The organism is Lacinutrix gracilariae (assembly GCF_042684485.1).
Taxonomy (GTDB): domain Bacteria; phylum Bacteroidota; class Bacteroidia; order Flavobacteriales; family Flavobacteriaceae; genus Oceanihabitans; species Oceanihabitans gracilariae.
The window spans coordinates 547,926-573,260 of sequence record NZ_JBHULM010000007.1 but is presented as its reverse complement, the minus strand read 5'-3'; the positions used below and the strand labels follow the sequence as shown (position 1 = coordinate 573,260).

Genomic DNA, 25,335 nt, shown 5'->3' with positions numbered 1-25,335 from the left:
TATATCTTTTTTCTTGTGTTTACTGCATTATAACAGCTTTAAAATTAAGCAATAGGCCTTTTTTTAAAAAGATACTAAAAACAGTTTAACACAAAAAAAGGATGCCACTACTATCGTTAACGCAACTACATGATGTTTTTGTTATTTATTAAAGATTCTCACTAACAACGTAAATAATAGAAGTTTTTTTAATCTTATGCTTGGTCTTTCTAGGTCTTCGTATAAAAGTTTTTACCTTAGCTTCTTTAAAAAAAAATTAAAAAATAGGGATGTTAGATTATATTATAATTGGTGGCGCACAAGCAGGATTGTCTATGGCTTACCATTTAAAAATATTAGAAAAGGAATTTTTAATACTAGATGGTGAAAAAGAAATTGGAGCCTCTTGGTTAAACCGTTGGGACTCTTTAAAATTATTTACACCAACCGAATATAACCACTTACCAGGATTAAAATTTGATGCACCAAAAGGACATTATCCTACTAAAATAGAAGTAAGTAACTATTTTAAAAAATATGTAGAAACCTTTAAAATACCAGTACAGCTCAATACCTTGGTAACTGCTGTACGTAAAACAGAAAATGGTTTTTTTGTCACTTATAAAGATGGCGAATTGCAAGCTAAAAATGTAATTGTTGCTACAGGACCATTTCATATTCCGTATACACCTCCTTGTAATACTAAAATTGCTGCAAGCGTGCTACAAATGCATAGTAATTACTATAAAGGCGTGTACCAATTGCAAGAAGGTGATGCTTTAGTAGTTGGAGGAGGAGATTCTGGATACCAAATTTTAAACGAAATCTCTAAAGATGGTTCTAGAACCGTTTATTTTTCTGGAGATACTACTGTAAAATCTTTACCACAACAAATTTTAGGAAAAACCTTGTGGTGGTGGTTTACCTTAGTAGGTTTTTTAAGTTTTAGTAAATATAGTTGGATAGGGAAACGCTTAAGTAATTCTTCGCAACCTGTAATTGGTACAGACGTTAAGGAAATACTTTCTAGAAAAAATGTGATAGCCAAAGGAAGAACAAAAGATGCTATGCAAGAAGAAATTATTTTTGAAAACTCAACAGTTTCTACCATTAAAAATATTATTTGGGCAACAGGATATCGTCCTAATTTTAATTGGATTGAAGGATTAGAGTTAGACGAGAATGGTTATCCTAAAAATTACAGAGGTGTAAGTAATATAGAAGGTTTGTATTTTATTGGCTTACCATGGATGTATACTCGTGGTTCTGCAACTTTAGGAGGAGTAGCTAAAGATGCTAGTTATTTGGCAAATGTTATTAGTCAAGACTAGTTATAGTTATTTAAAAAGTCTACCAGTTGTGTAACGGCTTTTCCTCTATGTCCTACTTTGTTTTTTTCTGCTATAGAAATTTGAGCAAAGGTTTTATCAAATCCTTCGGCTTTAAAAATAGGGTCGTAACCAAAACCTTTTTCTCCCTGTTTTTCTAAGGTTATTTCTCCTTTGCATATTCCTGTAAAGGTTTCTAGCTTTCCGTTAAGGTGTAAAGCAACAACGGTTTTAAATTGTGCACTTCTACTTGGTTTGTCTTTAAGATTACTTAAAAGTAAATTCATATTATCCTGGTCATTACGTTGTTCTCCTGCATATCTGGCAGAGTATACTCCAGGTTCTCCTTGTAAAGCGGCAACTTCTAATCCTGTGTCATCGGCAAAACAATCATAGCCATACTTTTCTTTTATGTATTCTGCTTTTTGTATGGCATTGCCTTCAATAGTTTTTTGAGTTTCTGGTACGTCTTCAAAACAACCTATATCTTTTAAACTTAAAAGCGTAATGTGCTCAGGGATTAAGGATTGTACTTCTTTTAATTTATTTAAATTATTGGTTGCGAAAACAAGTTGCATAGTTTGTAGTAATTAATGTATTTTAGCTTTTGTAAAAATAGAATATCCCAAATAAAATGTATCTATTCTAGTGAAATTTATTTGATATTAACCAAATTAAAGGCCTTTTGTTACCACAGAATATTTTTAAAAAGTATTTAAAATTCAGATTATATTTATTCGTTGTTTTTTGTTTTAGTTGCATATCTGTTCACGCGCAATCTATAGAAAATATAGACTCTTTACTTATTGATAGAAATCTAGAAAATTATTCGGTACGTTTATTTTCTAATTTTAAAGTAAAGAAATTTAGTATAAAAGACGGAAACTCTAAGGCTAAATTTGTTCCTAATAACAGGTATGGATTGGGTTTTGGTGTTGCTAGTAAAAAGTTTATTATCGATCTTGCTTTTAATATTAAAAATCCAAATAAAGAAGAGACAAAAAGGTTTGATTTGCAAGCTACAACCATAGTTAAAAAACAACATTATGTAAACGCATTTATACAAACCTACAAAGGGTTTAATGCAAAAAGTGATTTTGATGTTCCTACGGTTTTTAGAAGTGATATTCGCTCGGTAACTTTTGGCGTTAATTACTTATATACTTTTGATGAAGTAGCGTTTTCTTATTCGCAGTTAAAAGCTGGTTTAGCAGAAAAACGAAATAAAAACATGTATATCACTGGTGGACTCGGTTTTTTTGGTGTGTTTGATTATTTTTCGGCCAAGCCTAGTCTTTTTGATGAGGAGACAAGTATCTACTTTAATGAAGATGCTAATGTCAAAAGATATCGTGGTGGTGCTTTAGGGCTTTTAGCAGGATTTGTATCTTATTTTAAACTTCCAGAAAATATTACTGCTACTTTTAATTTTATGCCAGGAATTGCTTTAATGAACAAGAAAGTAACCTTACAAGATGATAGCTATAGACCATCTAATCCAATGTTGTATAAAATAGATTTTAATATAGGTTTAGGTTATAGTATAGATAGATATTACGTTAGTTTAACCTACGGAAACGGTTATTACACTACAGATTTTGATAATGACAATGATTATTTCTTCAATTTGTCTAATGCAAAATTGGCTATAGGTTATAAATTAAAAAGAAAGAAAAAGGAGTAATTAGCTTTAAGTATGATATAAGTCATATTAAATGGTTTGTATAATTCGTAATTTTGAAATATATGAATTAAACACTTGAAACTATGACTATAAACTTTGAATATGTTGGTGTAGATATTAGCGAAACGTTAAATACACTTACAACCGAAAAATTAGAAAAATTACAGGATAGATATGAATTTTTAATTAGTGCAGTTGTTCGCTTTAAAAAGAATGAAAACGAACACACTAAAGGAAAAATTTGTGATATTGAGCTAAGTTTACCTGGACCAAGAATTTTTGCTACTTCAGATGAGAGAAATTATGAAGTTGCAGTACGTCAAACGGTTAGTGATTTAGAAAAACAACTAAAAAAACGAAAAGAAACTTATTCTACTAAATAAATACAAGTACAGAGGGTTTACCTATGATGATATGGTTCATTTTTTAAAATAGTAAACCCTCTGTAAATTTGTTCTATTACAAATAAACGTACCATTTGGTGTGAAAATGTCATTTTAGATAATGAGAGTTTTCCTTGTGCTTTTTGGTATACTTCTGGGCTAAATCCGTAAGGTCCACCAATTACAAAAACCAATTGCTTGATACCAGAATTCATGTGTTTTTGTAAGTAGTTAGAAAATCCAACAGAATCTAATTGTTTTCCGTTTTCATCCAGTAAAATTAATACATCTGTATTGTTTAACTTACTTAAAATAAGCTCTCCTTCTTTTTGTTTTTGTTGGTCTTCGCTTAGGTTTTTTACCTTTTTTAAATCTGGTATAATCTCTAAATGAAACTTAATATAAAAGCCAAGACGTTTAGTATAATCGTCTATTAAGCTTTGTAGTTGCTTGTTGTCTGTTTTGCCAATGGCAAGGAGTTTAATATGCATTAAAAGCAGTGTTTTGTAGTGAAGTCGAAAATAGGATCTTCAAAAAAGTTTTTATTTATATAGCATCCTTTTTCTTTAAATTCTTGTAAATCTTCTTTATATGGCGTCCAGTCTTCTTTGTTAAGAAGTAGCTGCACATTTTTGTTGGTAATAAAGCTTCCACTTAAAAAATATTCGCCATCAGGTTTTAAAATTAATAAATTATAGTTTTTGTAAATTTTAAAAAAGGTGTTTTTAAAAATGCCTCTGTCTTTTAATCTTGGTACATTTTCAAAATAAGAAAATCCATCTTGTTTATTATTGTACATTAAATTTACAGTAACCAAATCTTGTTTTTCAAATTTTTCTATACACTTTGCTAAGTATTTTTCTCTTTTCTCATTAAAATGAATAAAATCCTTTTTGTTTAAAGTTTTATCTGGACTTTTAGAAATAGAAAAACCATTACAAATAAGGGATTGCTTATTACTTTTCTTTGTTTTTGTAAATGATGACATTTGTTTTTTTATCACAGTTTCTCTATTAAACAAGGTGTCAGAATATGAGATTATGATTTTAGAACCTGAAGCTATTTTTGTTTTAGAATCTAGCTCTAAAATGCTTCGTATTTGTTCATATTCTTCAGATGATATTTTTCCGAAGCTATATTTGGGTAATACTTTGTTTACTAGAATAGAATCTGAGCTATATGCTAAGCATTTATATGCGTGATTATTACAGATAGTATTAAACTGAAGCGAATCTATTTCCTGCATGTTTTCATCTAAAAACACTTTTTCCTGAGCCATGCCTTTAAAGCAAACTAGTAGAAGTAAAAGAGTAATTTTATAAATCATTTAAAATTTTGGTTTTGGCTTCAATTTTTTCAAAAATAAGAAAATAAAAAATCGTATTTCAAAAAACTAATATCGTAAATCTATTTCTTATTTTAGCACAAAGAATTATTTTATGATAAGCAAAGCACAATTTGATACAGAAATAGAGTTAATAATAGCAAATGCCATTAGAGAAGATGTTGGTGATGGAGATCATAGCTCACTTGCTTGTATTCCTGCAACAGCACAAGGAAAAGCAAAGCTTTTGGTAAAAGATGAAGGTATTATTGCAGGAGTAGCGTTTGCAAAGCAAGTTTTTGCTTATGTAGATAAAAATATGAAAGTAGAAACGCTTATTGAAGATGGTAGTAAAGTAAAATATGGTGATATTGTTTTTTATGTAGAAGGCGCTTCGCAGTCTATTTTAAAAGCAGAACGTTTGGTGCTTAATGCCATGCAACGTATGAGTGCTATAGCTACTAAAACAAGACATTTTGTAGATTTATTAGAAGGTACAGGAACCAAAGTTTTAGATACCAGAAAAACCACTCCAGGAATTCGTGCATTAGAAAAATGGGCTGTAAAAATTGGAGGAGGAGAAAACCATAGATTTGCATTGTATGATATGATTATGCTTAAAGACAATCATATTGATTTTGCTGGCGGACTTACCAAAGCCATTGAAAAAACAAAAAACTATTTAAAAGAAACCAATAGAGATTTAAAAATAATAGTGGAAGCTAGAGATTTAAACGAAATTGAAGAAATTTTGAAAAGCGAAGGTGTATATAGAATTTTAATTGATAATTTTAATTTTGAAGACACTAAAAAAGCTGTAAAACGAATAGGAAACCAATGCTTAACCGAAAGCTCTGGTGGTATTAACGAAAAAACAATTAGAAAGTACGCAGAATGTGGTGTAGACTTTATATCGTCTGGTGCGTTAACGCATTCGGTATATAATATGGATTTAAGTTTAAAAGCGGTTAATTAGTTTTTAGTTAGCATCACAGTTTGCAGTAAGTAACCTAGTAATTTATAAACAGGCTAGTCTTAATTAATGACCAAAAAAATAGAAGATAAACTAGAAAAAATACCAATAATAAATTTATTGGTAAGGCTTTTAAAACAATTAAAACTTCCAGGTTTTGAGGGTTTATCTATTTATGATTTGTTAGAACTATATGTTATTGGTATTGCTAGAGGCGCTTTGGCTACAAGAGCTAGTGCTATTGCCTTTAGTTTTTTTATGGCAATATTTCCGTTTTTACTGTTTGTACTTATTGTAATACCTTATATACCTATTGAAGGTTTTAGATCTGAGTTTTTATCTTTTTTAAATTCTTTTATGCCTCCAAATACATCAGAGTTTTTTGATGAAAACATTTACGGAAACATCAATACAGGTCGTGGTGGTTTACTTTCTTCGGTGTTTTTACTTTCTATTATTTTAATGGCAAATGGTGTAAATGCCTTGTTTTCTGGTTTTGAAACGTCCTACCATGTACAGTTATCACGTAATGTGGTAAAGCAGTATTTATACGCTTTAGGTGTTGCTTTAATTTTAGCAATTATGGTAATTTTAACCGTTATTATTTTTGGTTATGTAGAGATATATTTGCTACAACCCCTTTTTGATACCTTAAATAAAGAAGGTTTAACAGAGGTAGACTCAAATGTATTCTGGATTGTAACTGCTAAATACTTATTCTTTTTAATGATGACGTATTTGGCTACTGCAACTTTATATTACTTTGGTACAAAAGAAGGAAAACAGTCTAGTTTCTTTTCTGTAGGAGCGCTTTTAACCACTTTATTGTTTATTTTAACCTCGTATCTTTTTGGTATTTATATCAATAATTTTGCACAATACAATGAGCTGTATGGTTCTATTGGAGCTATATTAATTTTAATGTTTTACTTATGGCTAAATGCAAATATTTTGCTGTTAGGTTATGAGTTAAACGCTTCTTTAAACGAGTTGCGAAAATTTAATAATACGCATTTAAAACAATAATTTTTTCACCTTTAAAACAGAAGAGCGTTGCGTAATTTAAAGCATACTAATCAAATATTTAATACTTATTAATCTTGTATTATATAGACGTCATTTTACCAGTTCCGCTAGAAAAACTATTTACCTATAGTATAACAGAAGCAGAAGCCTCTTTTTTGCAGGTAGGCATGCGTGTGGCTGTTCCTTTTGGTAAAACAAAAATGTACACAGCACTTGTGCATAGTATTCATACCAACAAACCTTTGGTGTATGAAGCTAAAGATATTCATCAAATTTTAGACGAAACACCAATAGTTAATCCAGAACAATTATCTTTTTGGCAATGGATTTCTAATTATTATATGTGTACTCTAGGTGATGTTATGCGTGCAGCTTTACCTAGTGCATTTTTGTTAGAAAGTGAAACTATAATTAGCAAGAATAACGAAAAAGAGATTGCAAATGAAGATTTAAAAGATGATGAGTTTTTGGTGTACGAAGCACTACAGTATCAATCGTCTTTAAAAATTCAAGACCTAATATCTATTCTAGATAAAAAGAACGTGCTTCCTGTAATTAAAAGGCTTTTAGAAAAAGAAGCCATTCATTTGCAAGAAGAGATTTATGAAAAATATAAACCAAAGTATGTAAGATATGTAAAACTGCATAGTGATTATACTTCAGAAACGTCCTTACAAAATGTTTTAGAAGCCTTAAATAGAGCACCAAAACAGAAACAAGTAATTATGACCTTGTTTATGTTGTCTGCTAAAAGCAACAAGCCTATTAAGGTTGCAGAGCTAACCGAAGCGAGTCAAGCATCTTCAGCAATTATAAAAACACTGGTAGATAAAGGTATATTAGAAGAATATCACATTCAAACCGATAGAGTTAATTATTTTGGTGAAGAAAACGAAGCTTCAAAACAATTAAATGAGCATCAAATAAAAGCTTTTGAAGAAGTTAAAACTTCTTTTAAAACACATGCTGTAACTTTATTACATGGTGTTACTTCTTCTGGTAAAACCGAAATTTATGTCAAACTTATTGAAGAAGCTTTGGCAAAAGGAGAACAGGTTTTGTACTTGCTTCCTGAGATAGCATTAACCACACAGTTAGTTTCTAGGCTTCAGAATTATTTTGGAGAGCAAGTAGCTGTATTTCACTCTAAGTATTCCATTCATGAAAGAGTAGAAGTCTATACTAATTTGCTAAACAATTCCGCGAAAGCGCAAATAATATTAGGTGCTAGGTCTTCTATATTTTTACCATTTAAAAACTTAGGATTAATATTGGTAGATGAAGAACATGAGCAATCTTTTAAACAGTTTGATCCTGCACCAAGATATCATGCAAGAGATGCAGCAGTGGTTTTAGCCAATATTTTTAAGGCAAAAACCTTGTTAGGATCTGCTACACCAAGCTTAGAGAGTTACTATAATGCTAGACAGAACAAATATGGTTTTGTGGCATTAAAAACACGTTTTAATAATGTTTTGATGCCAGAAATTGAATTGGTAGATATAAAAGACAAGCATAAACGTAAAAAAATGAAAGGCCATTTTAGCGATAGAATGCTAGAAGAAATGGCAGAAACCTTAAAAGCTGGTCAGCAAATTATACTCTTTCAAAACAGAAGAGGTTTTTCGCCAATTGTAGAGTGTAATACTTGTGGTAATTCGCCACAATGTCCAAACTGTGATGTAAGTTTAACTTATCATCAATACAGAAATCAATTGCGTTGCCATTATTGTGGATATCATTCTGCTATGTTGCTAAAATGTATGGCTTGTGGTAGTCCTGATATAGATAGTAAGGGTTTTGGTACAGAGCAGATAGAAGTAGAGGTAAAGGAGTTGTTTCCTAACCATAAAGTAGCCAGAATGGATTTAGATACAACGCGAGGTAAGTATGGTTATGAAAAAATAATTACATCTTTTGAGCAACAGGAAGTAGATATTTTGGTGGGAACACAAATGTTAACCAAAGGTTTAGATTTTAGAAACGTGAGGTTAGTAGGTATTATGAATGCAGACAATATGCTTAATTTTCCAGATTTTAGAGCACATGAACGCAGTTTTCAATTAATGCTTCAGGTTTCTGGTAGAGCAGGTCGTACCGAAGAACGCGGAAAAGTATTAATACAAACCTATAATCCGTTTCATAAAATATTACAACAGGTTTCTACCAATGATTATTTAGGCATGTATAAAGAGCAAATGGATGAAAGATTTAATTTTAAATATCCACCAGTATACAGGCAAATAAAAATTACTTTAAAACATAAAGATTATAATCGAGTAAATATGGCTGCAGATTGGTATGCAAAATCTTTGCGTCAAGTTTTTGCTGCTTTTGTTTTAGGTCCAGAATTTCCGCCAGTTTCTAGAATTAGAAACCAGTTTCATAAAAACATTTTAATTAAAATACCACCAAAACAATCTTTAGGTAAAACTAAAGAAGCTATTCATAAAATAGATACTAGTTTTAATGCTGTAAAAGATTTTAGGTCTGTACGTGTTATTTTAAATGTAGATAATTACTAAGTTTTAAAGCAAAAAAAAAGTCCAACAAAAGTTGGACTTCATTATTAGGTATATGTTATGACTAGTTGTTGTTTAAAGCTTCAACTAGTTGTGTTTTTTTGTTTCTACTTAACGGAATCTCATAAGCGCCAACTTCTACATTTTTGCTGTTAAATCTATCTACTTTATCTAGATTAACTATGTATGATTTATGAATTCTTAAAAACTTACCTTCTGGTAACTCATGTTCAAAAGCTTTCATTGTAGATAGTACCACAAGACTCGTTTCTTCAGTTACTAGTTTTACGTAGTCACCAAGAGCTTCAATCCATTTAATATCTTTAATGTAAACTTTACGTTTTTTTAGGTTACTCTTAACAAAAATGTGTTCGCCTTCTGCTTCGTTAAAATCTAACTTTAGTTTGTGATATTCTAAAGCTTTTTCAACTGCAGTGTTAAAACGTTCTTTGGTAATTGGTTTTTGCAAATAGTCTGTAGCATCATAATTAAATGCTTTAAAAGCGTATTCGGTTTTACCAGTAACAAAAATAATTTGTGGTTTATTATTTAATACATCTAATAATTCAAATCCGTTTAGAACTGGCATTTCAATATCTAAAAAGATTAAATCTACTTTATGTGTATTTAAACCATTTTTTGTTTCTAAAGCGCTACTATATTCTGCAATTAAATTCAGAGAAGAATGATTTTCAATTAGTTTAACAATTGACAGACGTTGTATTGCTGAATCATCAACTACTACACAGTTTAAAGTCATAACATTTATGTTTATTCGGTTAAGATATCGACAATAGTACGAATAATTCGGATAAAAACCAAAAAACACCGACTAAATGTTAGTTTTAACAAATTATTAACGTTTTATTTATAGCAGAAAAAAAGCGGTATAATTTTGTAAGATTATTTTATGTTTTGTTGGTTCTTTAAATAAAAAGGCTTACTTTTGCAGCCAATTTTTAACAAATAAATTAGATTTTTATGAATCATTATGAAACTGTTTTCATCTTAAATCCCGTTTTATCTGAGACACAGATAAAGGAAACAGTAAAGAAATACGAAGATTTTCTTGTTTCTAGAGGAGCAAAGATGGTAGCCAAAGAAGATTGGGGCTTAAAAAAATTAGCTTACCCAATTCAAAACAAAAAGAGTGGTTTTTATCACTTATTCGAATACCAAGTAGATGGTGAAGTTATTAACCCTTTAGAAGTAGAGTTTAGACGTGATGAGCGTTTTATGCGTTACTTAACAGTATCTTTAGATAAGCACGCGATTTCGTGGGCAGAAAGAAGAAGAGCTAAACTAAAACAAAAAGCATAATCATGGCAAGCACTATAGAACAACAATCTAAAGGAAAAAAAGACGGAGAAATTAGATATTTAACTCCTCTTAATATAGAAACGAACAAGAATAAAAAGTACTGTCGTTTCAAAAAATCTGGAATCAAGTATGTAGATTATAAAGATGCAGACTGGTTATTAGGTTTTGTAAACGAACAAGGTAAAATTTTACCAAGACGTTTAACAGGAACTTCATTAAAATATCAAAGAAAAGTGTCTGTTGCTGTAAAAAGAGCACGTCACTTAGCATTAATGCCATATGTGGCAGATTTATTAAAATAAAATACGCATAACAATGGAACTTATATTAAAACAAGACGTTGAAAACTTAGGATTTAAAGACGATGTTGTAACGGTTAAGAACGGTTATGGTAGAAACTTTTTAATTCCTTCTGGTCACGCTGTTATTGCTACTGCTTCTGCAAAGAAAGTATTAGCTGAAAACATAAAGCAAAGAGCTTTTAAAGAAAAGAAAATTATAGACGATGCTAACAAAGTTGCAGATGCACTTAAAGCATTAGAAATTAAAATACCTGCTAAAGTTGGTTCTGGAGACAAATTATTTGGATCTATTAACAACATTAACTTAGCTGAAGCTTTAGCAAAAGAAGGTCAAGAAATTGATAAAAAATTCATTACAGTTACTACTGTAAAACGTTTAGGTAAGTATGATGCTACTATTCGTTTACACAGAGAGGTTACTGTTGAATTATCTTTTGAAGTAATAGCTCAAGCTTAATATTTTAAATCACATTATTAAAAACCGTTTGGAGCTATTCTAAACGGTTTTTTTTATTTTAAAAATCTAGTTTTTACTAGTAAAAGGTTTAAGTAACAGAATACATATGCGCAAACCATTATATTTTATAGTACTATTTGTTTTAGTAATTTCTTGTAAGAAAAATGCTTCTGAAGCAAGTACTAGCAATGAAACAGTACAAGAATCGATTAAAAAATCGGCTTTAATTGAAAGCTTTAAGTTTCAACCCAATGCAGATGCTATTATTAGTGTACATCGTGGCGGAAAAAGTATTACCAATTATCCTGAAAATGCCATAGAAACTTTAGCATATGTGTATAGCAATATACCAACTGCTATTTTTGAAATTGATGTGGCCAAAACAAAAGATAACCAATTGGTATTATTACATGATAATACTATAGATAGAACGACTACAGGATCTGGAAAATTAATTGATTTTACTTACCAAGAGTTACAAGCTTTTCATTTAAAGGACGATTTTGGTAATGCAACAGAATTTAAAATTCCGTTATTTTCTTCCGTTTTACAATGGGCAAAATCTAATAATGTGGTTTTAACTGTAGATATTAAACGAAGCGTAGCCATTGAAACTGTATTAGATGCCATTAGAGCAGAAAATGCAGAAGATGTTTGTGTTATTATTACCTATGATTTAAAACAAGCAGAAAAAGCATATAAGCTTGCGCCAGAATTATTGTTATCTGTATCTGCAAGAAATGAAAAGGAATTAGATTGGTTATTACACTCTAATATACCAACCGAAAATATGTTGGCTTTTACAGGAACGCGATTATCAGCAGATGCTTTTTATAAAAAAATACAGTCTTATGGTATAAAAACCATTTTAGGTACTTTAGGAAACTTAGATAAGCAAGCAGCAGCAAAAGGAGAAAACCTTTATAAGGTATGGTATAAAAAAGGAATAGATGTTTTTGCTACAGATAGACCTTTTGCAGCAGCAAAGGCTTTAGGTGTTACCAAATAAATTTAAAAGGCAATAAGGATGTTAATGCCTTATAGCTGTTAAAATATAAATTAAAATCCCTGAGCAATAGGGAAGCATGTTACAATTCCGTTTTCGTTTTTACGAAAATATTAAATAAAATAGTTTTTAATGAAATATTCAAGACTTACAAAAGAGCAATTTGAAGAATTGCACCAAGAATTTATTAATTTTTTAGCAACACAATCTATAACTGCTAGTGAATGGGAAACTATTAAAACCAATACACCAGAAGTAGCAGAACAAGAATTAGATGTGTTTAGCGATTTGGTTTGGGAAGGTGTGTTAAATCAAGCAAAATATGTAGAGCATATTTCACCACAACAAATGCATTTGTTTCATTTAAAAGAAGACGTTATGCATGTTATAGCTGTACAACTTAAAAATGGAATAGATATAACTACCAAAGAAGGATTTAACTGGCTACGAGAAAACTTAATGGATGATCAAGTAGAGTTTTTACAAGCTAAAAAAGAATATTCTGAAGATAAGAATAAAGATAAGTTTACCCTTATTCAACAAGGTGGTGTTATTACAAAAGGCGATTTATTTAAGTATTTAGATAAGTTGATTAATTAATAATACCATACTATGGTTGCTATACATTTATTAGTAACAATATAAAAAAGTAAAGGTATCTAAAGTTGTAAGCTTTAGGTACCTTTTTTTATTTTACCAATACTACCTTTTTTAATACGTTATTGGTTTTTTATTTTCTTGTGAATAGATACATGTGGTGATTAATAAGAAAATAATTGCAATTAATTTTTTCAAAATGCAGATAGGTTATGGGTTGTATAAAATGGTTTAATTAGGTTTACTCATAACGTAAAGATTCAATTGGGTCTAGTTTAGCCGCTTTAATAGCAGGTAATAAACCAGAAACTACAGCAACTAAAAAGGCAATTGCAAATGCGCTAAACATAGCAAACCAAGGAGTTGTAAAATTAAAATTGGCTAGTGTTGCTACTAGTAATCCTATTAATACACCAAAGATAATACCTATAATACCTCCTAATTGACCAATGATTAAAGCTTCCATAAAAAACTGAAAAGCAATGGTTTTCTTTTTTGCGCCTAAAGCTTTACGTACACCAATTTCTCTTGTTCTTTCGGTAACCGAAACAAAAAGAATATTCATAAGAGCAATAGAAGAGCCTAAAATGGTAATAATACTAATTATCCAAGCCGCATATTCTAAATAAATAGTGATAGATCCAATTTTGTTGATTAAATCGTCACTACGCTCTAGTCCAAAATTATTTTCTTCTATAGGGTTTAAACCACGAATGTTTCTAAAGGTAATAATAGCTTGGTCTTGTGCGCCTTCTAGCATTTCTTTTTTATCTACCATAATGCTAATTTGATAATTAATATTAGGTAAGGTAAAAATAGAGCGTGCATTTTGAATAGGAATAATAACACGTAAATCTAAATTATTACCAAAAGTAGCTCCTTTAGATTCCAGCGTGCCAATTACAGTAAATTTTACGCCTCTTACGCTTATGGTTTTACCTATTGGGTTTACGTCTTTAAATAATGCTTTATTTAAATCGCTACCAATAACACATAAGTTACTATTGTTTTTTACATCAAAAAAATTGAGTTCTCTACCTGCTTCAATTTTTAAACCAGAATTTTGTATAAAATGTTCATTAGCACCAATAACAGTAACTTCTGGGTCTGTTTTTTTATTTTCATATTTTACTTCTGCACCACTAGTTCCAGTGAAAGAAACCGAAGTTTTAGTACCAGGAAACTCATAGGTTTCTTCAAACTCTTTTACATTTCTATAACTAATTACTGGGTTAATTTTTTGTACTTCGCCACGACCTCTACGTTGTGTGGTAAACTCATAACGTTGAATGTTAAAGGTGTTAGAGCCCATGGATGAGAAGTCACTAGAAATCGTGTTTTCTAAAGCAGAAACAGCGCTTAAAATACCAACCAAAGCTGTGATACCAATGGCAATAATTAAAACGGTTAAAATGGTACGTAGTAATTGACTTTTAATAGAATCAAAGGCAATTCTTATATTTTCTCTAACGAGTCCAAACATGTTTTTTGGTTTGTTGTTTTTTAATAAGACTATGGAAACAGGATAAAGTTACTATAAATATCAAATAATTAGGATGCACTTTAAAATTTATGATATTTTTGCACTAATTAAACCTAAAAATAAAGGCAATTAAAGTGTCTTTTTATGAAGTTTAAAAGTAAAAGGCGATAAATAATAAAAGAGATTCCTGCTAAAGTTTAGTTTTAGCACTGCGGAAAATAAAAGTGAATATGGCACAAAAACCAAGCATTCCTAAAGGAACAAGAGATTTTAATCCAGAACAAGTAGCAAAGCGTAATTATATTTTTAATGTAGTTAAAAAACATTTTCAGCAATTTGGCTTTCAACCAATAGAAACGCCAAGTTTTGAAAACTATGATACTTTAATGGGTAAATATGGAGAAGAAGGAGATAGACTTATTTTTAAGATTTTAAATTCTGGAGATTATCTGTCAAAGGTTGATGATGCGCTTTATGCTAGTAAAGATGCGGTTAAAATGACCTCTAAAATCTCTGAAAAAGCACTTCGTTATGATCTTACAGTGCCTTTTGCAAGATATGTTGTGCAACATCAAAATGAAATAGAATTTCCTTTTAAACGTTACCAAATTCAGCCAGTTTGGCGTGCAGATAGACCACAAAAAGGAAGATTTAGAGAGTTTTTTCAGTGTGATGCAGATGTAGTTGGTTCTAGCTCTTTATTTCAAGAAGTAGAATTGATACAGCTTTATGATGCTGTTTTTACAGACTTAAAATTAGAAGGGGTTACTATTAAAATTAATAATAGAAAAATACTTTCTGGTATTGCTGAAGTTATTGGTGCTAGTGATAAACTTATTGATTTTACTGTTGCTCTTGATAAGCTTGATAAAATAGGCGAAGACAAGGTAAAAGAAGAAATGCTAGGAAAAGGTATTCCGCAAAGTGGTATTGATAAATTACAGCCTTTATTTAGTCTTACTGGTGATTTTGAAAGTCAGATAGAAAGCTTAAAAGGAATTTTAGATACTTCTGAAGAAGGAAAAAAAGGAATTGAAGAATTAGAATTTATTAATAACGGAATTACTGCCTTACAATTAGAAACTGCAAAATTACAGTTAGATGTTACTTTAGCTCGTGGTTTAAATTATTATACAGGAGCTATTTTTGAAGTTTCTGCTCCAGAAAACGTAAAAATGGGCTCTATAGGTGGAGGAGGACGTTATGACGACCTTACTGGTATCTTTGGAATGAAAAACGTTAGTGGTGTTGGTGTAAGTTTTGGTTTAGACCGAATTTATTTGGTTCTTGAAGAACTCGGGTTATTTCCAGATACTGTAACAAAATCTATTGATGTACTCTTTATTAATTTTGGTAACACCGAAGCTTTGTTTTGTTTAAAAGCAATTAAAACATTGCGTAAAGAAGGTGTTAATGCAGAATTGTATCCTGATGCTGCAAAAATGAAAAAACAAATGAATCATGCTAATAAGCGTAATATACCATTTGTAGTTTTAGTAGGAGAGCAGGAGATGGAAGCCAACAGTTTTACTCTAAAAAACATGCAGTCTGGTGAGCAATTAAAACTTAATCTTGAAGATTTAATAAAACATTTAAAATAAAAAGCCCTGAATATTTCTATTCAAGGCTTTAGTAAAGCTCAGTTAATGTTTAGTGGTTTTTTTGGGATAAATTAATTAACTAAAACTTTTTTAGATACTTCTCCAATTTCGGTTTTTAACGTAATAATATACGTACCAGTACTTAAATTTTTCGTTTTAAGTTCTATATAGTTTTGAGACTCTATTGTTTGAAACGTATATATTGTTTGCCCAAGTACATTGCTAAGTTTTGCTTCATCAACTTGAATATTATTTGGGTTATTAATTACAATACTATCTGTATCATTAGAGAAATAAGTGTTTAAATTATTGGTTTCAAATTCATCTGTACTTAAGGTTTGATTGGTGAAAGTAATTTCAAAACGATCAAGATATATACCAGTCGCTAAATTTACTTGATAATCACTTGTTCTTAAATTGTGGTAGGTATCTGCATCTATATCATGAACATATACTTGTAGTTCTTCAGGAAAGTTAATTAATGCATCAATAGTAATAGTGTTTAATCCTGCATTACTAACTTCAATACCAATAGGTAAAATGGTAGTTTGATTTATTTCATTAATTCCTTGAATTAAGCATTGTTCATCACTAATTACCCAATACATGTCATCCATTTGATCGTCTAAGTTTTTAGCATCAAATCCCCATTCATAACCAGCCGTAGCTCTTTCATCTGCAGTAACTAATAACTGTCTGTGTATTGCGTTAACAGAGTTAAAACCAAGTCTTATTTTTGTTCTATCATCTCCAATATCTGCATTTGCAGTAGGAGAGGAGTTAGCGCTATCACGAACAAACACAGAGTTTGTACCTTCTTTTTCAAAAACACGTTGGCTATTGTTAAATTTAATCGTTCCGTTAGCTTCACCAGTAACAAAGAAACCTTGAGCTACAGGAATATATTTTCCAGGAATTTTGGTAGGTGTTCCACCAGTACCTACATCAGGATCATTAGTTCCTAATGAAGCAGAAGGAGTACCTCCAGAAAGATTATAAGTAGCGTAACCACCTTGATAATCTGATAAGTTATGCGAACTTCCTCCCCAATGTTCCCAGAAATAAAGCGTTCCAGTAGTGTTTCCTGTACCTTCAATATTAGGAGCATTGTCAAGAATAAACGTATCTGCATTAATAGCAGAAGGATAAGGGTTACCAATAAGGTAATCGTTACCTGCATTTATAGACAGTGTAATATCTCCATTATTAGGTTTTCCTTCAATAACATAGTTTTGTGTTAAGCTTACGTTTTCATTTGTATTAGCAACACCTTTCATAGTAAAACCTTCACCAGGAAACAGTGTTCCTGTATTGCGAATATGTTGCCAAGAAGCATAGTTATCACTAGTTCTGTTGCTAAATTTCCAAATCCAATAATTTGCAATATTAATAGGAGAACCATTATTACCATTGTATCCAGACACAAAATTAATGTTTACTGGAGCAAGAGGATCTGTTCCATCTTTAAATATATTGTTATTTAAAGTATAACTATTGTTATTAGAAGAGGTATTACTAACACCTACAGGAGAAGACCAATAATTATAAGTAAAATAGTCTTGTGTACCTTGTTGGTCTTTTTCTAAGGTTCCAGCGCTTGTTACAGCTAAATCAGAATCTTCTGTTTGAATTAATTGCGATTCTCCTTGTAAATCAATCTTACCATCAAGATTTAAGTAATGAGAAACGGTAAGTCCGTTTCCAGTTTGTATTGTATTATTACCATCTACAGTAAGTGTATTAGCATTAACAAATAAACCTAGTACTTTTCTGTTTTCGTTATTTCCGCTAGGTAAGCTAGTATTATCCATTGTAACATTGTGATTAGTAATTACAATATTCCAATCTACAGTTTTTGTATTATCTACAATAGAAATGGTTCCTGGTATGGTTTGTAAATTCCCGTTTAACCAAGTAGCATTTGTATTCCAATCTCCATTGGAGTTGGATCTATAAGGAAGAGGAGCTGTTTGATGATCTACCGTATTTAGATTTCTTAAATATCCTTGGTTACCATTACCTGAAGCATCTTCGGTATTAGTGTAAGTATAAATGGACATAGGATAGTAAGCAGCAAGTTGTGACCAAGGAATTGTTATAATATCGTTTTTAGTAACAGTAGTAGGCATAACTTTACCATCTACAAAACTACCATTTTCTTCAATTTCTTGATTCATGATATATTGCAATTGGGTTTGCGTTAAGGCAGTATCCCAAATTCTAACCTCATCTATATTTCCTTTAAAGTAAGCTGTTGGTGTGTTTTTAGCTGCTGCACCAATATATGCGTATTGATTTGTGGAAGTAGGACTACTTAGTGTAGTTGAAGTATCTTCAATACCATCAATATATAGAGTTGCTACTCCTGATTTATAAATAATAGCAACTTGATGCCATTCATCTTCAGGAATTTCAACGGAAGAACTTAAAGATTGTAGAAAAATTCCATTTTTCCAAGTCGCTTCAAATCTTCCTAAAGCATTAATTTTAAAATCATATCCTTCGCTGTAAAGAAAATCTCTTTTAGATAGAATAGAAGTATTGTTAGAACCAGACTCTCTGTTAATCCATGCAGAGATTGTAAATTCTGATGCATTAAGGTTTAGTTTGTTTTCTATATCAATAAAGTCTACAGTTCCATTAAAATAAACCGAACGTTCTACTATAACTTGTGGAGCATAGCCAAAAGTGATATATTTTGTTCCATCAAAATCATAGTCGGTTTCTAAATTTGTACCATTTTCTGTCATTAATCTATAGCTAGCAGTTGGGTCAAAAACAGGAGTGTCTGAAATAAACATATAATAATTACCAGGAGGAGATATGTTTCTTACTGCATCAAGAGGTATAGAAATTTTTACTGAAGGAATATCTCCTGCGTTTTCTACTACTTTCCAGATACGTTGCATTCTTGTAAAAGAAACATTGGTGCTTAGTGTACCAATACCTATACTCATATTTACATCAACAGTTGAAGCTGCTAAATTTAAATCGGCACCATTATTTCCCCAAACTAAAAACTCTTTGTCGTTTAGCTCTGTGGCATTATTAGACTGGTTTAAGTTATTGGTGTCATATATGTCTGTTAAGCCCATGGTTATGATTCCTTGTGTTCTACCAAAACCATCAGTATCGTTATTAACACTTCTTGATTGTTTTTGATTTAAGTCTGATGCGTCATCACGACCAATACCAGCAATATCATAATTAAATCCAGCATTTTCAGATTGATCCCAAATTAATGTACCATCACTATCTACATAGTCTTGTGAAGTACCATTAACACCTAAAGTGATTCCGTATTTAATACCTAAATAAGATTGTATTCTGTTTCTTTCTTGTGTTAAATCGGTATCTACTTTTCTAGAAGAGAAGGTGATAATTTCAGCTATTCTTGCATTAGCAGTAGCTTCCCAACCTTCACTTCTTCCAATCCAATATCTAGAATTTTCTACATTAACAAAGGAAGGAATATCATTTTGATTATATTCAATATTGTTTGCATTATAATATAATTCTTGTTGTGTTATGGCTGTATTGTTTCTGGCGTTAATTATACCAACATTATCGTAGGATGTGTTTGGTCCATCATTAACAGCATAACCATCATTAGGAATACTAGTAGAATAGCTGTCTATTGCAAAGCAAATAGATTCTCCACTAACACGTCCTGTAAAGTTTCCAAAGCCAATTCCTGTTGCATCTGTTGCGTTTGTAGAAAAATCGGCATCACCACAAAATACATCCATAAATCCAAAAGACTTATTAATAGGAGTATCATCTGGAATAACTACTAGAAAAATATCTTGTGTATATAGCCCTGAATCTCCTTCTAGAAATTGAGTAGAAGTATCGTTATAGGAATAATCGGAATCTAATGAATACGTAGCAAATGTATTATCAAATTCTACAACAGGATTAAAATTTATATTTCTTGTTGTGTTATCATAATAGGTAGGTTCTTGTCCAGTAGTGTTTACAGTTGCATCTGCACCACGACCTTGGTCTGCCCAAAGGCTCACGCTTTGACCGCTAGAATAACTTAAACCGTCTGTACCTTTAAGCCATAATCTTAAATCTGAGGTAACACCTCCAGGACCTTCTGTTAACGGAACTACTCCTGTACCTTGTACAGTGAAATTATATGGATTTTCATTAGAATCATCATTAGCAATAGATAGTATTGCTGTACGTGTACCATTAGCTATAGGATTAAAGTCAACCGTAAAAGTTGTGCTACCTGATGCAGCGACAGTTGTAGCAGGAGCAGCGCTAATAGAAAAATCTAATGGGTTTGCTCCTGAAAAGGTTAGAGTACCTATAGTTAAAGCTGAATTTCCAGTATTTTCAATTGTAAACGTATGCGAAATTGGTGTTCCTGCACCTGTACTTCCAAACTCAGTATCATCTGTAGTAGTAGGTGTTGTGTCACCATCATATATAGTTACACTATTACCTGTTATGTTTATTTCTGGTTGAGGGATTCCGCTTGCTATATTAATAGTATAATCTTCTACTTCTCCAAAATTAAAAGATTCACAAGGATCTGTAGGAGTATTATTATACTTCATACTTATACGCATTCTTGTGCTACCAAGGGAGGCTGTAATAGGAATAGTAAAAGTAGCAGAAACAGGACTAACACCTGTAGGTGGTATTGTTGCAACCTGTTCACCAAAATCATTAAAATCTAAATCTTGATTGTAGTCAATCCAAACGGAATATCCTTCACTAAAACTTCCTCCAGTCCAAGTTGGAGTAATAGTAATAGTTTCTGTGCTATTTTGGTTTAATGTTGTTGATATTGCTGTAAAGTCAGAATATCCTGTACTAGTTGTACCTATTCCAGAATAATTATTTATGGTATTTAGTTGAACGTTTCCTATATATTCATAACTTGTATTATTACCATTAGAAGTACAATAACTTGAAGTAGTGCTTGATGTTAAACCTGATAAATCTACAATTTGTATTTCATGTGCCATCGTGTTTCCGCTTCTGTGTGACCAGTGTGCTGCTTCTGTTGTAGAATTTAAATAATAATTACGCCAACCTCTAGCATAAGCTGTACCAGTTCCACTTGAGGTAGAAGAACCAACAATAAGAGCTTGGTTTATATCTGTTAAACCAGCAGATGTTATGTTTATAGTTGATTCTCCTGCTGTGTTAGAAGAATTTTGATATCTAGTTACATTTAAATTGCTATTAGTTAGTATGTGAACAAATTGTCTGTTAGTTCCTGCAGAATCATGATGTCCATTAAAGGTCCAATCTACAGTTCTATTATTGTTTCCAGGATCCATTTTTGGCCAGTTATCTGCTATGGCATCATTAGTTCCGCTAGCATTTGTATCTCCTATGTGTTGACTAAAAATGATAGCATTACTCCATGCACTTACATTGGTATTAGTTCCTGTTCCGTCAGAATTATTTTTTAAATTTATTGTTCCTGTATCTGCAGAAACACTTCCAGAATCTCCATGAAGTACTGTCCAATTACTTCCTGTGAATTCTACAAGAGTAATATAAACTGTTACGTTATTAGCATTAGAACCTTTTAAAACTCTTAAAGTATTGTTGTTTTCTAAATAAGCAATAGCAGTACCAGAATCTGCATCTTCACTATTTGTATTATTCATAATTCCTGTAATAAAAGGAATACATTTTTTAGCATTGGTTATACCAGTAATTGCTTGTGTAGTGTTATTAGAAGTTCCATTAAGGTTTATAGCGTAACGTCCTCTTACTATCATTTCATTATCTCCAGCGCTAGGGCCAATATACTCCCAAATTGAAGTATTAAAACGCATGTTTGCATTTACAGAACCAGACTCTCTGTAATAAGTTAAAGTATTAGTTCCTGTTAAAACTCTAGCTCCTGCTAGGTCGTCTCCACTAAGATTTGTAGAAGATCCATTTCTACCTGCACTTGTTTTTCTATTGTTGTTTGCAAGAGCTATTGCGTTATTAATGGAAGATACTGGAGTAAATGAAGTGTTAGAGCCTCCAGTTCTTGCTATGTCATCTTGTATGTGTTGTACATTGAAATCTTGCGAATAGGTGAAGTTGGATAAAAGCAAGAAACTAATAAATATAGTATACCCTATAATTTGGTTAGTATAAGTTTTCATAAGAAGGTTAATTTAGTTTGGGACTAATATTAATAGGTAAATTTAATATTTAACTCTGCAAAATGCAAATATAATCGACAAAGTGCACTTCGAAAATGTAACTATCTAGAGTTAAGCGTATTGTTGTGGTAAAAGTCACAATAAAGTATTATGACTTTTACTACACACATTTTATAAAATTTTTATTTTAAAATCTTCCTAACTACCGCTGTATTAGATTGGTTGTCTTTGATTTTTATGAAGTAAGTACCATTAGATAATTTATCTAAATTAGAAAGATTGATTATGTTATTAGTGGCTTGCGTATTTTCTAAGTTAAGAACTAATCGGCCTCTAATATCATACATGTTTACAGTTATAGCGTTGTTAGTATAGCTATTAGGTAATTTAATAATAATATTGTTATTAAAAGGGTTTGGGTAAATAGCTAATTCTTCTAAAACATTAGTATTAGAACTTAAGGTACCTAATACAATATTTACCGTATAATCTTCTACTTCTCCATAACTAATAGAATCATCACAAGGATTATTTGGAACTTGATTGTAAGCCATGATTACTCGCATTCTTGCTGTTCCAGCAGTTAAACCTTCTGGTACTGTAAATTGTCCAGAAACACTAGTGGCATTCGTTGTTGTATTTTGAAAAATACGTTCGTCTGTTGTGAAACTACCATCTCTATTGTAGTCTATCCAAACAGCATAACCTTCACTGTATGTCGTTCCTGTCCATTCCGGAGTTATAGTTATAGTATATTGCGTTTCTACTTCTAAGTCTGTAGGAGTTTCTTGTGTAAAATCTGAATAACCTACACCATTTGCTCCGTCTCCAGAAGTTTTAGACCAAGAACCTATTTGTACTTGTTGAATATATTCATCAGAATCATCATTAGTTCTTGCATCACAATAGGATATTTGTGTTGTAAAAGTGATAGAAGTAGAGTATGCAGAAGGCGAATTAGTACCACAAATAGAAGCTACTTGTACTTCGTATTCCACACCAACTGTTAAGCCTGTGATTTCATAAGAACTTGCTGTTATATCTGTAATTGTAGTCCAAGTAGAACCGCTTGTTTCTTTATATTGTAAGTTATAACTATCTGCATCATCATTCCAGCTTATTGTAGCAGAGGTAGATCCAACTTCAGTGGTAATACCTGTAGGTACTGTATTACTTGGTACTAATAAAACATCTGCTAATGTAACTGTTTGTGCGTTTGCTATGGTTTGGTTTGTTAATGTAACCGATTGGTAGCAACTAGCTTCAATTAAAATGTCGTAAGTTCCAGCTCCAATAGGTCTATAAAAGTCACCATGAGAAATATCTGTAACCGTATGAGAACCATAATTATCATGACCAACTATAGTAATTGTAGCATCTATAGGACTGTTGGTGTTAGCATCTTTAACAGCGCCTCTAAAACCATAAGTACCTTGCGTTAAGAAATCTAATAAAGCATCTCTATTATAATACCAATAATCATCTAATTTGCTTTCTGCTAAAATTTTAGTGTCTGATAATTCAATTGTTACTTCTCTACATTGGTGGTAGTAGTTCATATAATCTTGTCTTCCTCCATATACTCTGTACCATTCTGCTCCATGCGTAACTCCAGGACTTGGGTTAACATTGCTATCATCATCATCTGTCATATAACTAGTTTTGTAACTATATGGCGCTGCAGCAGTACTTCCTGAATTGGCATCAGTCTGTGCATTTGTAGCATATTCTACAGAAATATCTTCAAACCAATCATTGTCAGGATGTGTATATTGACTTACGTATGCATTATCAAAAGGGTAGTTTACTAATTCTGTACCACCATGAAAGTTTGCCGCAATTACAAAATGATTTGCCTCTGCCATTGCCATAAAAGCTAATGTTTCGGTTTGATATGCATAACCGTCATCATGTGCACCAGCAACATTATCTGGATAGTTTCTATTTAAATCAATATTATTTCCATTTCCTCTTCTCGCATTTACTACAGAAGTATTAGATGCGCTACCATTATAGGTTCCATCTGGATTAGCGCTAGGGTTTATCCATATTTCTGCATTTTCAACTAGGTTTTTTACTCTAGCGTAGTCTGCATGACTAGGATTAGAATATACAGTAAGTATATAATCTATTAATGAAAGCATCATTGGGTAACCAGCAATTTCATCACCATGCATAGATGAGGTTAGCATTAGTTTTGGTTCTTGCTCATCTGTAGAAACATTATCTGAAATTTTTACAAATAATAATTCTTTATCTCCATTTCCTGTAGTACCAATACTAAATTTTTCAACTAGTGTTGGGTAAGCATCTTCAAAATCTTGCATTTGAGCAGCATATTCTGCATATGTAGGATATGAATTTACAGGAAAACTTAAAGTGGAACGATTTGCAGATCTACTTGCTAAAGGTCTAACATCATAAATAACACTTTCATCTACTTCATTTTCTTTTGTTGGAACCGTAAAAGGAATGTTTTTAGCTTCAAATGCTCTAAATTGTTCTTCATTAGCCCAAGCAATTAGTGTATTTGTTTCTGGGTTATAATTAATGATAGAAAAATCTTTAGAGTATAACTCTATTTCTCTAGTGTTATTTACTTGAAAAGAAAAAGTTAATTCTCCTTGTTTTGAAATATAATGATCTGCTTTTTGCTTTTCGGTATTTTGAGCGTTAACAGAAGTAAAAGTTGCTAGTATTAATACTAACAGAAGGGTAATTTTTTTCATTAGATTTGGTTTTAATAAATTGATTACTGAATTAATATGATGCTAATATATATAAAATTCTCACAAATAATCTATGAAACGCAAGAAAAATCGATGAAAAACACTTTTAACTCTTGTTTTAGTGTAAAAAAACAACTATGAATAATCCTGTTTTTAGTAGGTATAGCAACATTTGCGCAAGTGTATTAGCAAAGTGAAATACTTGTTAAATAAAAAAAAGTTGTTATAAAAAGGTGTAAAATTCTGATGGAAGTTTAGTATCAGATATTTAGGCATAAAAAAAGCTCTTAATTTAATAAGAGCTTTTTTCTTGTAGCGAGAACGAGATTTGAACTCGTGACCTCTGGGTTATGAATCCAACGCTCTAACCAACTGAGCTACCTCGCCATAATTTTGAGAGTGCAAATATATAAACTATTTTGAACCTCACAAATAAACTGAAAAAAAAATATTATAAAATAAATTTTAGAACTTAATAATTAAATGTATA

At 31.2% G+C, this 25,335-nt stretch carries 19 protein-coding genes and 1 tRNA gene; 12 read left to right on the top strand and 8 right to left on the bottom strand.

The window, feature by feature from the left end:
- Positions 1–269 precede the first annotated feature (269 nt).
- Complete coding sequence (locus ACFSSB_RS05510) at positions 270–1,310, top strand: flavin-containing monooxygenase (protein ID WP_379901824.1); 1,041 nt, start codon at positions 270–272, stop codon at positions 1,308–1,310.
- Here ACFSSB_RS05510 and ACFSSB_RS05505 read toward each other — a convergent pair.
- Complete coding sequence (locus ACFSSB_RS05505; RefSeq protein WP_379901822.1) at positions 1,307–1,885, bottom strand: non-canonical purine NTP diphosphatase; 579 nt, start codon at positions 1,883–1,885, stop codon at positions 1,307–1,309. The two genes, ACFSSB_RS05510 and ACFSSB_RS05505, sit on opposite strands and share 4 nt — an antisense overlap.
- Positions 1,886–1,992: 107 nt before the next feature.
- Here ACFSSB_RS05505 and ACFSSB_RS05500 point away from each other — a divergent pair, with 107 nt between their 5' ends.
- Positions 1,993–2,991 carry a DUF4421 family protein gene (locus tag ACFSSB_RS05500; protein ID WP_379901819.1) on the top strand — a complete coding sequence of 333 codons (999 nt, stop codon included), beginning with the start codon at positions 1,993–1,995 and terminating at the stop codon, positions 2,989–2,991.
- 83 nt (positions 2,992–3,074) lie between these two features.
- Complete coding sequence (locus tag ACFSSB_RS05495) at positions 3,075–3,374, top strand: HPF/RaiA family ribosome-associated protein (protein WP_379901817.1); 300 nt, start codon at positions 3,075–3,077, stop codon at positions 3,372–3,374.
- A 17-nt stretch (positions 3,375–3,391) separates the two neighbouring features.
- On the opposite strand, the gene rlmH is transcribed toward ACFSSB_RS05495, so the two are convergent.
- Both rlmH and ACFSSB_RS05485 read right to left on the bottom strand, forming a co-directional pair.
- Positions 3,392–3,865 (bottom strand): 23S rRNA (pseudouridine(1915)-N(3))-methyltransferase RlmH, encoded by a 474-nt coding sequence (gene rlmH, locus ACFSSB_RS05490; RefSeq protein ID WP_379901815.1) that lies wholly within the window; start codon positions 3,863–3,865, stop codon positions 3,392–3,394.
- Positions 3,865–4,701, bottom strand: coding sequence for a hypothetical protein (locus tag ACFSSB_RS05485; protein WP_379901813.1), 837 nt, complete (start codon positions 4,699–4,701; stop codon positions 3,865–3,867). The genes rlmH and ACFSSB_RS05485 overlap by 1 nt, the downstream gene beginning before the upstream one ends.
- A gap of 112 nt (positions 4,702–4,813) precedes the next feature.
- Between ACFSSB_RS05485 and nadC the strand changes: the two genes are divergently transcribed.
- The 3 genes from nadC to priA all read left to right on the top strand — a co-directional run bounded on the left by nadC (position 4,814) and on the right by priA (position 9,222).
- Entirely contained in the window at positions 4,814–5,674 is an 861-nt protein-coding gene (gene nadC / locus ACFSSB_RS05480; RefSeq protein WP_379901811.1) for a carboxylating nicotinate-nucleotide diphosphorylase, read from the top strand.
- A gap of 66 nt (positions 5,675–5,740) precedes the next feature.
- On the top strand, positions 5,741–6,697 hold the full coding sequence (locus ACFSSB_RS05475; protein ID WP_379901809.1) for a YihY/virulence factor BrkB family protein: 957 nt from the start codon (positions 5,741–5,743) through the stop codon (positions 6,695–6,697).
- A 71-nt stretch (positions 6,698–6,768) separates the two neighbouring features.
- On the top strand, positions 6,769–9,222 hold the full coding sequence (priA, locus tag ACFSSB_RS05470; protein ID WP_379902145.1) for a replication restart helicase PriA: 2,454 nt from the start codon (positions 6,769–6,771) through the stop codon (positions 9,220–9,222).
- Between the two features lie 61 nt (positions 9,223–9,283).
- Here priA and ACFSSB_RS05465 read toward each other — a convergent pair whose 3' ends face one another.
- Positions 9,284–9,979, bottom strand: a complete 696-nt coding sequence (locus ACFSSB_RS05465) for a LytR/AlgR family response regulator transcription factor (RefSeq protein ID WP_215966444.1) — start codon at positions 9,977–9,979, stop codon at positions 9,284–9,286.
- Positions 9,980–10,200: 221 nt separating this feature from the next.
- Here ACFSSB_RS05465 and rpsF point away from each other — a divergent pair, with 221 nt between their 5' ends.
- The 5 genes from rpsF (at position 10,201) to ACFSSB_RS05440 (ending at position 12,904) form a co-directional block, all read left to right on the top strand.
- Entirely contained in the window at positions 10,201–10,539 is a 339-nt protein-coding gene (rpsF, locus tag ACFSSB_RS05460; protein ID WP_215966443.1) for a 30S ribosomal protein S6, read from the top strand.
- A 2-nt stretch (positions 10,540–10,541) separates the two neighbouring features.
- On the top strand, positions 10,542–10,841 hold the full coding sequence (gene rpsR, locus ACFSSB_RS05455) for a 30S ribosomal protein S18 (RefSeq protein ID WP_215966442.1): 300 nt from the start codon (positions 10,542–10,544) through the stop codon (positions 10,839–10,841).
- A 13-nt stretch (positions 10,842–10,854) separates the two neighbouring features.
- A complete protein-coding gene (gene rplI, locus ACFSSB_RS05450) occupies positions 10,855–11,298 on the top strand; it encodes a 50S ribosomal protein L9 (RefSeq protein ID WP_379901805.1) in 444 nt (147 codons plus the stop codon).
- Between the two features lie 106 nt (positions 11,299–11,404).
- The gene (locus ACFSSB_RS05445) at positions 11,405–12,307 is read left to right on the top strand and encodes a glycerophosphodiester phosphodiesterase family protein (protein ID WP_379901803.1); all 903 of its coding nucleotides are present in this window, start codon (positions 11,405–11,407) and stop codon (positions 12,305–12,307) included.
- 129 nt (positions 12,308–12,436) lie between these two features.
- Positions 12,437–12,904, top strand: coding sequence for a DUF6495 family protein (locus tag ACFSSB_RS05440; RefSeq protein ID WP_379901801.1), 468 nt, complete (start codon positions 12,437–12,439; stop codon positions 12,902–12,904).
- 238 nt (positions 12,905–13,142) lie between these two features.
- On the opposite strand, the gene ACFSSB_RS05435 is transcribed toward ACFSSB_RS05440, so the two are convergent.
- Positions 13,143–14,384: an ABC transporter permease gene (locus ACFSSB_RS05435; RefSeq protein WP_379901799.1), complete on the bottom strand. Its 1,242-nt coding sequence runs from the start codon at positions 14,382–14,384 to the stop codon at positions 13,143–13,145.
- A gap of 230 nt (positions 14,385–14,614) precedes the next feature.
- Here ACFSSB_RS05435 and hisS point away from each other — a divergent pair, with 230 nt between their 5' ends.
- Positions 14,615–15,985 (top strand): histidine--tRNA ligase, encoded by a 1,371-nt coding sequence (gene hisS, locus ACFSSB_RS05430; protein WP_379901797.1) that lies wholly within the window; start codon positions 14,615–14,617, stop codon positions 15,983–15,985.
- A gap of 71 nt (positions 15,986–16,056) precedes the next feature.
- Here the strand turns inward: hisS and ACFSSB_RS05425 are convergent, their stop codons facing one another.
- From ACFSSB_RS05425 to ACFSSB_RS05415, 3 genes are all read right to left on the bottom strand, one after another.
- Positions 16,057–22,116 (bottom strand): LamG-like jellyroll fold domain-containing protein, encoded by a 6,060-nt coding sequence (locus tag ACFSSB_RS05425; protein ID WP_379901795.1) that lies wholly within the window; start codon positions 22,114–22,116, stop codon positions 16,057–16,059.
- A 182-nt stretch (positions 22,117–22,298) separates the two neighbouring features.
- Positions 22,299–24,845 carry a M14 family zinc carboxypeptidase gene (locus ACFSSB_RS05420; protein WP_379901793.1) on the bottom strand — a complete coding sequence of 849 codons (2,547 nt, stop codon included), beginning with the start codon at positions 24,843–24,845 and terminating at the stop codon, positions 22,299–22,301.
- Positions 24,846–25,158: 313 nt separating this feature from the next.
- Positions 25,159–25,232: transfer RNA gene (locus ACFSSB_RS05415), tRNA-Met, on the bottom strand.
- Positions 25,233–25,335: the final 103 nt, after the last annotated feature.

Bases quoted from the DNA above. Each gene is read 5' to 3' on its own strand.
- ACFSSB_RS05510 (WP_379901824.1), top strand. From the start codon at position 270: ATGTTAGATTATATTATAATTGGTGGCGCACAAGCAGGATTGTCTATG.
- ACFSSB_RS05505 (WP_379901822.1), bottom strand. From the start codon at position 1,885: ATGCAACTTGTTTTCGCAACCAATAATTTAAATAAATTAAAAGAAGTA.
- ACFSSB_RS05495 (WP_379901817.1), top strand. From the start codon at position 3,075: ATGACTATAAACTTTGAATATGTTGGTGTAGATATTAGCGAAACGTTA.
- rlmH (WP_379901815.1), bottom strand. From the start codon at position 3,865: ATGCATATTAAACTCCTTGCCATTGGCAAAACAGACAACAAGCAACTA.
- ACFSSB_RS05485 (WP_379901813.1), bottom strand. From the start codon at position 4,701: ATGATTTATAAAATTACTCTTTTACTTCTACTAGTTTGCTTTAAAGGC.
- nadC (WP_379901811.1), top strand. From the start codon at position 4,814: ATGATAAGCAAAGCACAATTTGATACAGAAATAGAGTTAATAATAGCA.
- ACFSSB_RS05475 (WP_379901809.1), top strand. From the start codon at position 5,741: ATGACCAAAAAAATAGAAGATAAACTAGAAAAAATACCAATAATAAAT.
- ACFSSB_RS05465 (WP_215966444.1), bottom strand. From the start codon at position 9,979: ATGACTTTAAACTGTGTAGTAGTTGATGATTCAGCAATACAACGTCTG.
- rpsF (WP_215966443.1), top strand. From the start codon at position 10,201: ATGAATCATTATGAAACTGTTTTCATCTTAAATCCCGTTTTATCTGAG.
- rpsR (WP_215966442.1), top strand. From the start codon at position 10,542: ATGGCAAGCACTATAGAACAACAATCTAAAGGAAAAAAAGACGGAGAA.
- rplI (WP_379901805.1), top strand. From the start codon at position 10,855: ATGGAACTTATATTAAAACAAGACGTTGAAAACTTAGGATTTAAAGAC.
- ACFSSB_RS05445 (WP_379901803.1), top strand. From the start codon at position 11,405: ATGCGCAAACCATTATATTTTATAGTACTATTTGTTTTAGTAATTTCT.
- ACFSSB_RS05440 (WP_379901801.1), top strand. From the start codon at position 12,437: ATGAAATATTCAAGACTTACAAAAGAGCAATTTGAAGAATTGCACCAA.
- ACFSSB_RS05435 (WP_379901799.1), bottom strand. From the start codon at position 14,384: ATGTTTGGACTCGTTAGAGAAAATATAAGAATTGCCTTTGATTCTATT.
- hisS (WP_379901797.1), top strand. From the start codon at position 14,615: ATGGCACAAAAACCAAGCATTCCTAAAGGAACAAGAGATTTTAATCCA.
- ACFSSB_RS05425 (WP_379901795.1), bottom strand. From the start codon at position 22,116: ATGAAAACTTATACTAACCAAATTATAGGGTATACTATATTTATTAGT.
- ACFSSB_RS05420 (WP_379901793.1), bottom strand. From the start codon at position 24,845: ATGAAAAAAATTACCCTTCTGTTAGTATTAATACTAGCAACTTTTACT.